The following is a 9218-nucleotide window of genomic DNA, read 5'->3' as shown; positions in this document are numbered from 1 at the left end:
TAAGAGACAGGCGGGAGACCGGACACGTAGAATGGGCTGGTGATGCAATCCCCCCTCCCCGTGCGCGACGGCGTCAACGCGACGCGCCTGCGCCTGCCGGACGAGGGGCCCTGGGAGACCGCACTGGACTACATGATGCACCGGTGGGGGCATATCGATCCCCAGGGCATAGAGGACCGGTTCGACGCCGGCGAGATCGTTGGCGAGGCCGGGAGAGTCCTGGACCGCAGCACGCCGATGCAGGACCACACGTTCATCTGGTACTACCGCTCCCTGCCTCCGGAGACCCGGATCCCGGTGGAGCTGAGCATCCTGCACCAGGACGATCATCTGCTGGTCGTGGACAAGCCGCACTTCCTGCCCACCACCCCCGGCGGGACGTACATCCAGGAATCGGCCCTGGTCCGGCTCCGGAACCAGCTCGGGCTCCCGGACCTGATCCCCATGCATCGCCTCGACCGAATGACCGCCGGCATCCTGCTGCTCTCCACGAACCCCGAGACCCGCGGCAAGTACCAGGTGCTCTTCGAAAAGCGCCAGGTCCAGAAGGAATACGAGTGTGTATCCGCCGCGGAGCCGGCACCGGGCCACCCCGCCGTGGACTTCCCGGTGGTGGTTCGGAACCGGATGACCAAGTCCCGCAGCTATCTGCTGGCCGAGGTGGTTGACGGCGAACCAAACGCGGAAACCCGGATCGAGCGGCTGCACACGTTTGACGCGGCCAGCAGTCCCGCCAGCAGGCCCGAAAGCACACCATCCGGCGGACCCCACCGCGCACCCGACGGCGGACCCCAACGCCGCGCGCTGTACCGGCTGGAGCCGCATTCGGGTAAGACCCACCAACTGCGCGTGCACATGGCCTCACTGGGCCTGGGGATCGTCAACGATGCGTTCTACCCGGAGCTGCTGGACAAGGCTCCGGACAACTACGCCAAGCCGCTGCAGCTCCTGGCCCGCGGGATCCGCTTCGTCGACCCCATCTCGGGGAGCCCGGTGGAATACCGCAGCAGACTGGAACTCAGCGAAGCACGGTAGCGGCTGGAAGTGCGGTACCTTGTGCCCATGGACTTCGGAAATGCGGACAGCTGGGGCGCCGCGATCTATTTCTGGATCTTCCCCTTCGTGATCGGCGATGCCATTTTTCCGCCTGTGCCCTCGGAAATGCTGGTCATCACCGGCGGTGCACTCTCCGCGGAGGGCCACATCAACGCGTTCCTCGTGGTGCTCCTGGCCACGGTGTCCTCATGGCTGGGCGACATTCTCGTCTTCCAGCTCTTCAAACGGCGGCTGAGCCACGTGCTCGACCGCTGGAAATGGGGCCTAAGGTTCCACGCGGCCGTGCACGCGGCGATCGCGAAGGCGGGCCGTTCCTCCACGTACGGAGCGATTATCGGCATCCGCTTCATCCCTGGCGGGCGGCTGGCCGCGACGGCCGCGGCCGGCATCGCCAACGTCTCGACGCGCGGGTTCAGCCTCTGCGCGGCCATCGGCGGCTTGCTCTGGGCAAGCTGGTCCGTGGCGCTGGGCTATTTCGCGGGCTCCGCCACCGGACTCCCGTTTTGGGCGAGCTCGCTGATCGGCGTCGGCGTCGGGCTGGTGATCGGCGCCGTCGTTGGCGTGATCGTGACGCGACGCCGGGGCAACCCCTCCCCCGCGGATTCCGCAGCGGTGGACCCGGACCAGGAACTGGACTTTTAGACGGGTGCCCAGCGGCCGCGGCTGCGGCGCAACACGGTCAGCGCGCCGGTGAGCGCAACGCGTTCGACGGCGTCGCGCATCATGGCTGCCGACTCCAGCGCCTGGCTGTTTTCTGCGCTGTACGCGGTGGCATCGACCAGGAAGCGCAGGTTCAGCTGAGGTACGCCGCCGGCGAGCTCAAGCTGGTGCGATTCGACGTGGTGCCGCGTCCCGAGGGCCTCGATGGCCGCGGCCATGACCGCTTCCGGAGCGGTGCCCGGCTTGAGGCCGGTGATCTTCAGTCTGGTCTGGAACGACGGCATGGAACAACCCTAGCCGCACCGCCACACACTCCCGTTGCGCTATCATTTTTGGCTGCCAGAAAGTCGAAATAGCCGCCATAGGTGATAGGGCAACAGGGGGTGGGCAGAGGCTGGGCGTGCGGGAGGGTCTGAGAGGGCTACCCGGTGTTGCGCAGCCCGGCGGCGACTCCGTTGACCGTGATCAGCATGGCGCGCTGGAGGCGCTCGTCGATCTCGGCACCGGACATGCCCGCTGCGGCCTCGGCCCTGACGCGGCGCAGCAGCTCCACCTGCAGGTAGCTGATCGGGTCGAGGTACTGGTCCCGGATCTCGAGGGAGCGCTTCAGGGTGGGCTGGGCATCGAGGATCACGTGCTCGCCCGTGAGGTTCTGGATTTCCTCGACGGTGAGCTCATACTCTTCCCGAATGGCACGGAACAGGTGGTGCAGCTCCTCCGGGACCAGGGTGGAGACGTAGTAGCCGGCAATGTCCATGTCCGTCTTCGCCAGGGTCATTTCCACGTTGGAAAGCACCGATCGGAAGAAGTGCCAGCCCTCGATCATCTCCTTGAGCTGGGCCGAGTTTCCGGCCTCGCGCGCGGCCTTGAGGCCGGAGCCCACGCCGAACCAGCCCGGCACGATCTGCCGTGACTGCGTCCAGCCGAACACCCACGGGATGGCCCGCAGCCCCTCCAGTCCGGCGCCGGAATCGGGCCGCTTGGACGGACGGGATCCGATGTTCAGGGATCCCAGCTGCTCCACCGGGGTGGAGGCCATGAAGTAGGCGGGCAGGTCGGGGTCCTCGATCAGCGTGCGGTAGCGCGCGAACGCGGCGTCGGAGACGGTTTCCATGACGTGGCCGTAGCGCACGCGCTGGTCCTCCGAGGTGCGCGGCGCGCGGTGCAGTGCCGAGCCCTGCAGCACCGCGGCAAGGGAGAGCTCGAGGTTTTCGCGGGCCAGCTCCGGCAGGGAGTACTTGTCCGAGATGACCTCGCCCTGCTCGGTGAACTTGATCTCGCCCTCGAGCACGCCGTTGGGCTGGGCCATGATGGCATCGTAGGTCGGCCCGCCGCCGCGGCCCACCGAGCCGCCGCGGCCATGGAAGAGGCGCACGCGGACGCCGTGCTTCGCGGCCACGTCCCGCAGCTTGCGCTGGGTCTTGTAGATTTCCCACTGGCTCGTCATGACGCCGGATTCCTTGTTGGAGTCCGAGTAGCCGAGCATGATCTCCTGCACGTCGCCGCGGAGCCGGACCAGTTCGCGGTAGGACGAATCAGAGAGCAGCTGGTCCACGATCTCGGCCGACGCGCGGAGCTCGTCGACGGTTTCCAGCAGCGGCGCGAACCCGATCTTGGCGTAGGGCGCCTCGCCGAAGAGACTGACCAGGCCGGCCTCGCGGGCCAGCACGGCCGCGGCCAGGACGTCGTCCGCGCCGCGGGTCATGGAGATGATGTAGGTCTCGATCACGTCGGGGCCGTAGGTGCGCAGGGCACGCCGGATCTCCCGGAAGACGTCGTACGTGCCGTCAGCGACGCCGTCGAGCTTGATCGGGTGGCCGGAGAGCGGACGCCGGGAGGCGAGCTCGGAGCCCAGCACCTCCAACCGCTCGGCGCGGCTGAGTTCGGCGTACCGGACACCGGGGCCGCCGAGGCGGTCCATGAGCTGCCCGACGGCGTCGTGGTGGTGGTCGGCGTGCTCGCGGATGTCCAGGGTGGCCAGGTGCAGGCCGAAGGAGGCGATGGCGCGGCGGACCCGGGACAGGGCGCCGTCGGCGGCCAGGGCGGCGTGGTGGTTCCGCAGCGACCGTTCCAGCAGGCCGAGCTCGGCGAGGAGCTCCCCGGTTGCGGTGTAGTCGCGGCCGGGCTCGTGCGCGGATCCGGCCGCGACCCGCCGGCCGGTGTTGATCAGTTTGGCCTTGATGCAGGTGAGTTTGAGCCGGTACGGCTCCTGCGCGTTCAGCTCCAGGACGCGGCGGTCCAGGCCCGGCAGGTTCCCCAGGTCGACGTCGATCGAGTCCAGGAGTTCCTGGTCGGCCCCGGCCAGCGCGGTCGAATTGGACAGGATGGAGATGAGCCCGTCGATCAGGCCGATGCTGATCCGTACGGCGTGCTGGTTCTGGATCTGGAGGATTTCGCGGGTGACGGCGGCGGTCACGTTGGGGTTGCCGTCCCGGTCCCCTCCGATCCAGGAGCCGAAGCGGATCGGCGCCTTCTGCGGCGGCAGCGTGACGCCGTGCTCGGCGAGCAGCTCGGAGAGGTCCGAGAGCATTTCCGGCATGGCGTCACTGAGGATCCCGGTGAGGTAGTAGATGGCGTTCCGGGCCTCATCCACCGGGGTGGGCCGGACCTGGCGGAGCTCGTCCGTCTGCCACATCTGGTCGATCACTTCGGACAGGTGGCGGTCCTGGCGGCGGCGCGCGGACGTGCCCTCCGCCGTGGATTCGGACAGGATGTCCGAGAGCCGGCGGATTTTGTCCAGCACGGAACGGCGGGAGGCCTCGGTGGGGTGTGCGGTGAAGATGGGACGGACGTCGAGCTCGTTGACGACTTCCTGCAGCACGGAGTTGCCGGCCTGGTCCGCGATCTCCTCAACGGCTTTGGCGAGCCAGCCGTCCTTTTCCTGCCGGGTGCGCAGCCCGCGGACCCGGTGGACCTGCTCGGCGGCGTTCGCCAGGTGGAAGTAGAACGCGAACGCGCGGACCAGGTCGGTGGCCTGGTCCAGCGGCAGGGAGCCGAGCAGTTCGCGGACCTGGGCGACGACGTCGTACGAGCTCCACGGCCCGGTGGCGTCGGCCCCGCCGCGGGCGGCCTCCTTCGATTCCTTGGTCAGCAGGCGCACCTGCTCCACGAGGTCCAGGAGTTCCGGTCCGTGCTGGCGGACCAGGGATTCGCCTAGCAGGGTGGAGACCCGGCGGACATCAGCCCGGAGTTCGGCGGCAAGATCGGTGTCGGAATGCATTGCAGTGTCAGCCATGGAAACTATCTTTCGAGGGTTCGACTTGGCTCGTACACTGCGCTGGATACTGTGAGCCCGATTACTTCTTCCCATGGGATGTTACCCGCAGGCACTCCCGGCTGGAATTCCGTCTCAGATAGTGTCATGCCCTGCCGCGCCGCCCAGTCCCCCTGGCCCCCGGCACCCTCTAGCTCGCAGTTGTGACCCCTTTTGGACCCCAAAACGGCCCACAGCTGCGAGCTAGTTGGGTGAACGCGTTAGCGCGCGATCTTGAAATTGAACTCCCCGGTGCCCAGCGCGCCCCAGAGCCGCAGCCAGATCGGCAGGATCATTTCCGCGCCGCGGGCACTCGTGATGTCCCCGAGGTCAATCACGTCCCGGTGGCCGAAGCCCTTGAGCAGTTCCGTTACGGCGGCCTTGGCCTCGGCGTCGTCCCCGGAGACGAACACCGAGTGGTCGCCGCCGGCAACGCGCGCCGGATCCACCATCACGGACGCCGTCATGGTGTTCAGCGTCTTGACCACCTTGGCCTCCGGGAAGGCCTGCTGGATCTGCTCGCCGAGGCTGTCCGTGTTCACCGGGTTCAACGACGGCGGCATGCCCTGCGAAAAGTCCAGCGGGTTGGCGATGTCCATGATGACTTTGCCGGCGAGGTTCCCCGTGCCTGCGGCGGCCAGAGCCGCCAGGGAGCCGCCGCCGTTCGTCGCGTTGACGACCAGCTCTGCGCCGGCCGCAGCGTCGGCAAAGGCGGCGAGGGCGATTCCGGTGTTGGCGGCGTGCCACTGGGCGAACGGCGCGGTGCCCATCATGTCCGGCTCGGTCCGGGCGAGCGTCGCCTGCGGGTCGCGGGTGCCCATCACGACGTCGTGCCCCAGGCCCGCGAGTGCGCCGAAAATCGTGCGCCCCACCATGCCGGTTCCCAGTACTGCAATCTTCATGGCATCCTCGTTCTGAATCAGCGGAGTAGACAGGTTCGTCTACGTGTCGGCACGACGCTATCAGACAGACCTGTCTACGGCAAGGAGGGAATGCATCCCGCACACCAAAAGAACGACTGACAAAGTTTGAAATCTGTCATCTGATTGTCGTATGCTGGATCCATGACAACTTCTACTCTCGGCGCCACCCGCACGCTGGGCTCCACGGGCCCCACCACCGCCCCCATCGGTCTCGGACTGATGGGCATGTCCGATCTTTACGGTCCCGCCGACGACGCCGAGAGTGTCGCCACGATCCAGGCCGCCCTCGACGCCGGCGTGACGCTGCTGGACACCGGGGACTTTTACGGCATGGGGCACAACGAAATGCTGCTGCGCGACGCGATCCGCGGCCGCCGGCGCGAGAACGCCCAGATCAGCGTGAAATTCGGCGTCCTGCGCGATGCCCGGGGCGGATGGAACGGCGTGGACACCCGGCCCGCCGCCGTCAAGAACTTTCTGGCCTATACCCTGCGGCGCCTCGGCACCGACTACGTGGACATCTACCGGCCCGCCCGCCTGAATCCGACCGTGCCGGTCGAGGAAACCATGGGCGCACTGGCCGAGCTCGTGCAGCAGGGCCTCATCCGCCACATCGGGCTCTCCGAGGTTGGCGCCGATACCCTGCGCCGCGCCAACGCCGTCCACCCGGTCTCCGACCTCCAGATTGAGTACTCACTCATCTCACGAGGCATCGAGCAGGACATCCTGCCCACGGCCCGCGAACTCGGCGTCGGCGTCACCGCGTACGGCGTGCTGTCCCGCGGCCTGGTCTCGGGCCACTGGCCCGCGGCCGGAACCGAGAACCGACGCGACTTCCGGGCCCACCTGCCCCGCTTCTCCGGCGAGAACCTGCAGCGCAACCTCGAACTCGTCGAACGGCTGCGCGGCATCGCGGACCGTAAGGGTGCGACCGTCGCCCAGCTCGCCATCGCCTGGGTCCTCTCCCGCGGCGAGGACATCGTCCCCCTCATCGGCGCCCGCCGCCGCGAGCGGCTCACCGAATCGCTGGGAGCAACCGATCTGGTCCTCTCCGTCGAGGACCTTGCGGAGATCGAGGACGCCGTCCCGGCCGACGCCGCCGCGGGCACGCGTTACGACGCCGGCCAGATGGCCATGCTCGACAGCGAACGCCGGTGACCCCTGCCGCCGTCGTCCTGACGGAAGAGCGCATCCTCGACGCCGCGGAAGACGTGCTGCGGCGCTTCGGGCCGGCCAAGGCCACGGTGGTGGACGTGGCAAAGGCCCTCGGCGTCAGCCACGGCAGCGTGTACCGGCACTTCCCCACGAAGGTCGCGCTGCGGGACGCGGTGGCCCGGCGCTGGCTGGACCGCCTCGCAGATCCGCTGGATCCGGCCCGGGATACGGACGGCCCGGCTGCGGAACGTCTGCTCCGCTGGCTGGAACGGCTCGCGGCCATCAAGCAGGGCATGGCGCTGAACGATCCCGAGCTGTTTGCCACCTTCAGCCAGCTGACCACCGAGGCACGGGATGTCGTGGCGGTCCACGTTGGGCATCTGGCCGCGCAGCTCACGGAAATCATTGCCGACGGCGTCAGCAGGGGCGAGTTTGCTGTCACGGATCCGCCGACGGCAGGCCTTGCGGTCCTGCACGCGACCGCGCGGTTCCACCACCCGCTGCACGCGGCGGAATGGGCGGATCCGGCCATCGGGGCCCAGCTGCAGGAGGTCTGGCGGCTGCTCGTACAGGGCCTGGCCGTACGGCCGTGAGCCCGGGGCAGGCCTGCGGGGCGTGATTCGAGCCAGGGCGTAGACAGACTTGTCTGTGTACGATGGTGTCATGACGCTGTCAGCAGCCCCTGCCCCGCCGGCGGCCCGCACCCCCGCCGGGCAGGCCAGAGAGAAAATCCTGGCCACGGCCTTCCGGCTCTTCTACGCGCACGGATTCCGGGCTGCCGGCATCGATACGATCATCGCCGAGTCCGGCGTCGCGAAAGCCACGTTCTATAAGTACTTTCCGGCCAAGGACGACCTCATCCTGGCTTATCTGGAGAAGGTCGACGGCATCTGGACCGGGCAGCTGCACGCCGCCGCCGAGGCCGCCGGCGAAGACCCCGCCGCGCAGCTCGTGGGCCTGTTCGATGCCCTGAGAACCGCCTGCCGGCGGGACGGCTACCGCGGCTGCGCCTTCATCAACGCAGCTGCCGAGTCGGCCGCCGGCACCCGGGTCCACGACCGGACCGTGGCCCACAAGCAGCAGATCCGCGCCTGGATCCGGGACCTGGCCGCCCGCGCCGGCGCCCAGGACCCGGACCAGCTTGCCCGCAGCCTGACCCTGCTCCTCGACGGCGGCCTGGCCAGCGGAGTGCTCGACGGCGACCCGGAAGCGGCCACCGCCGCCGGGACCACCGCAGCCCAACTGGTGGCTGCCAGCCTCGGCAGCTCCCCCGGCGGACGCAGCCTGAGAACCGGCCCCGACGGAAACCCTGGAGGAACCCATGACCACCATTGAGCCCGCGGTCGACCCGCAGCTTGCCCGCTGGCAGCGCTTCCGGAACAGCCGGAACGCGGCCCTCGCCAGCGACCACGGCTGGCTGACGCTGACCTCGTTCCAGTGGCTCGAGGACCGGCCGGCCGCCGTCGAGCTCGCCCCCGGGCTCTGGTCCACTGACGGCACGACGGCGTTCCTCACCGCCGCCGCGCCGGACGGTCTGACCCTCGTGGAAACCGGCGAACCCGTGGACGGGACCATCAGCGCCGTGCTCTCGGACGAGGAATCACTCATGTGGGTCCAGTACGGCGGCGACGACGGCCGCCAGGTGGTGGTGGAGCTCGCCATGCGGGCGGACAAGTACGCGATCCGCACGCGCGACTCCCAGTCCCCGGCGTTCACGGAGTTCGACGGCGTGCCCACCTTCGACTTCCGCCCGGACCTGGTCATCGAGGCCCGGTTCATGCCCTATCCCGAGCCCGTGGATGTCCCGATCGGCACCGCCAACCCGCTCGTGGACGGGGTCCACCGCTCGGTCGGCGAGTTGGTCTTCCGGCTGCCCGGCACAGACCACGAGTTCCACCTGCACGCCGAGGAGGAGAAGCTCGGTGCGTTGACGGTCACGTTCCACGACGAGACCAATGGGGAATCGACGGACGAGTGGCGGAAAGTCTCCACCGCAAAACCCCGCGTCGATTCATCCGGAAATGCGACCGTGATCTTGGATTTCAACCGGGCCATCAACTACCCCAGTGCCTTCACCCCGTACGGCACCTGCCCCATGCCGGTGAAGAACAACAGCCTGGACTACCGCATCGCAGCCGGCGAGAAGGAACCCGGCCTCTTCTGAACGGTCT

General features: G+C 68.3%; 9 protein-coding genes. 6 read left to right on the top strand and 3 right to left on the bottom strand.

Features of this window, described 5'->3' with window-relative positions; all coding sequences use genetic code 11:
• Positions 1-42 precede the first annotated feature (42 nt).
• Positions 43-1035 (top strand): RluA family pseudouridine synthase, encoded by a 993-nt coding sequence (locus tag LQV16_RS14690; RefSeq protein ID WP_229994643.1) that lies wholly within the window; start codon positions 43-45, stop codon positions 1033-1035.
• A 27-nt stretch (positions 1036-1062) separates the two neighbouring features.
• Complete coding sequence (locus LQV16_RS14685) at positions 1063-1698, top strand: VTT domain-containing protein (RefSeq protein ID WP_229994641.1); 636 nt, start codon at positions 1063-1065, stop codon at positions 1696-1698.
• On the opposite strand, the gene LQV16_RS14680 is transcribed toward LQV16_RS14685, so the two are convergent.
• The 3 genes from LQV16_RS14680 to LQV16_RS14670 form a co-directional block, all read right to left on the bottom strand.
• On the bottom strand, positions 1695-2000 hold the full coding sequence (locus tag LQV16_RS14680; RefSeq protein WP_018774310.1) for a hypothetical protein: 306 nt from the start codon (positions 1998-2000) through the stop codon (positions 1695-1697). The genes LQV16_RS14685 and LQV16_RS14680 overlap by 4 nt on opposite strands.
• 137 nt (positions 2001-2137) lie before the next feature.
• Complete coding sequence (ppc, locus tag LQV16_RS14675) at positions 2138-4951, bottom strand: phosphoenolpyruvate carboxylase (protein ID WP_229994640.1); 2814 nt, start codon at positions 4949-4951, stop codon at positions 2138-2140.
• A 239-nt stretch (positions 4952-5190) separates the two neighbouring features.
• On the bottom strand, positions 5191-5871 hold the full coding sequence (locus LQV16_RS14670) for an NAD(P)-binding domain-containing protein (RefSeq protein ID WP_229994639.1): 681 nt from the start codon (positions 5869-5871) through the stop codon (positions 5191-5193).
• Between the two features lie 162 nt (positions 5872-6033).
• Here LQV16_RS14670 and LQV16_RS14665 point away from each other — a divergent pair, with 162 nt between their 5' ends.
• From LQV16_RS14665 to LQV16_RS14650, 4 genes are all read left to right on the top strand, one after another.
• A complete protein-coding gene (locus tag LQV16_RS14665) occupies positions 6034-7050 on the top strand; it encodes an aldo/keto reductase (protein ID WP_229994638.1) in 1017 nt (338 codons plus the stop codon).
• Positions 7047-7640, top strand: coding sequence for a TetR family transcriptional regulator (locus LQV16_RS14660; protein WP_229994637.1), 594 nt, complete (start codon positions 7047-7049; stop codon positions 7638-7640). The genes LQV16_RS14665 and LQV16_RS14660 overlap by 4 nt, the downstream gene beginning before the upstream one ends.
• Before the next feature lie 70 nt (positions 7641-7710).
• Complete coding sequence (locus LQV16_RS14655; RefSeq protein WP_229994636.1) at positions 7711-8382, top strand: TetR/AcrR family transcriptional regulator; 672 nt, start codon at positions 7711-7713, stop codon at positions 8380-8382.
• Positions 8369-9211: a DUF1684 domain-containing protein gene (locus LQV16_RS14650; RefSeq protein ID WP_229994635.1), complete on the top strand. Its 843-nt coding sequence runs from the start codon at positions 8369-8371 to the stop codon at positions 9209-9211. The genes LQV16_RS14655 and LQV16_RS14650 overlap by 14 nt, the downstream gene beginning before the upstream one ends.
• Positions 9212-9218 lie beyond the last annotated feature (7 nt).

The sequence above is a fragment of the Arthrobacter sp. Bi26 genome (assembly GCF_918697925.1).
In the GTDB taxonomy this organism is placed as follows: domain Bacteria; phylum Actinomycetota; class Actinomycetes; order Actinomycetales; family Micrococcaceae; genus Arthrobacter.
This window is presented reverse-complemented; position numbering and strand designations above follow the sequence as displayed.

What these genes read in the sequence shown, in the direction of transcription:
- LQV16_RS14650 (WP_229994635.1), top strand. Translation starts at nt 8,369, where the DNA reads ATGACCACCATTGAGCCCGCGGTCGACCCGCAGCTTGCCCGCTGGCAG.
- LQV16_RS14665 (WP_229994638.1), top strand. Translation starts at nt 6,034, where the DNA reads ATGACAACTTCTACTCTCGGCGCCACCCGCACGCTGGGCTCCACGGGC.
- LQV16_RS14690 (WP_229994643.1), top strand. Translation starts at nt 43, where the DNA reads ATGCAATCCCCCCTCCCCGTGCGCGACGGCGTCAACGCGACGCGCCTG.
- LQV16_RS14670 (WP_229994639.1), bottom strand. Translation starts at nt 5,871, where the DNA reads ATGAAGATTGCAGTACTGGGAACCGGCATGGTGGGGCGCACGATTTTC.
- LQV16_RS14655 (WP_229994636.1), top strand. Translation starts at nt 7,711, where the DNA reads ATGACGCTGTCAGCAGCCCCTGCCCCGCCGGCGGCCCGCACCCCCGCC.
- LQV16_RS14680 (WP_018774310.1), bottom strand. Translation starts at nt 2,000, where the DNA reads ATGCCGTCGTTCCAGACCAGACTGAAGATCACCGGCCTCAAGCCGGGC.
- LQV16_RS14685 (WP_229994641.1), top strand. Translation starts at nt 1,063, where the DNA reads ATGGACTTCGGAAATGCGGACAGCTGGGGCGCCGCGATCTATTTCTGG.
- ppc (WP_229994640.1), bottom strand. Translation starts at nt 4,951, where the DNA reads ATGGCTGACACTGCAATGCATTCCGACACCGATCTTGCCGCCGAACTC.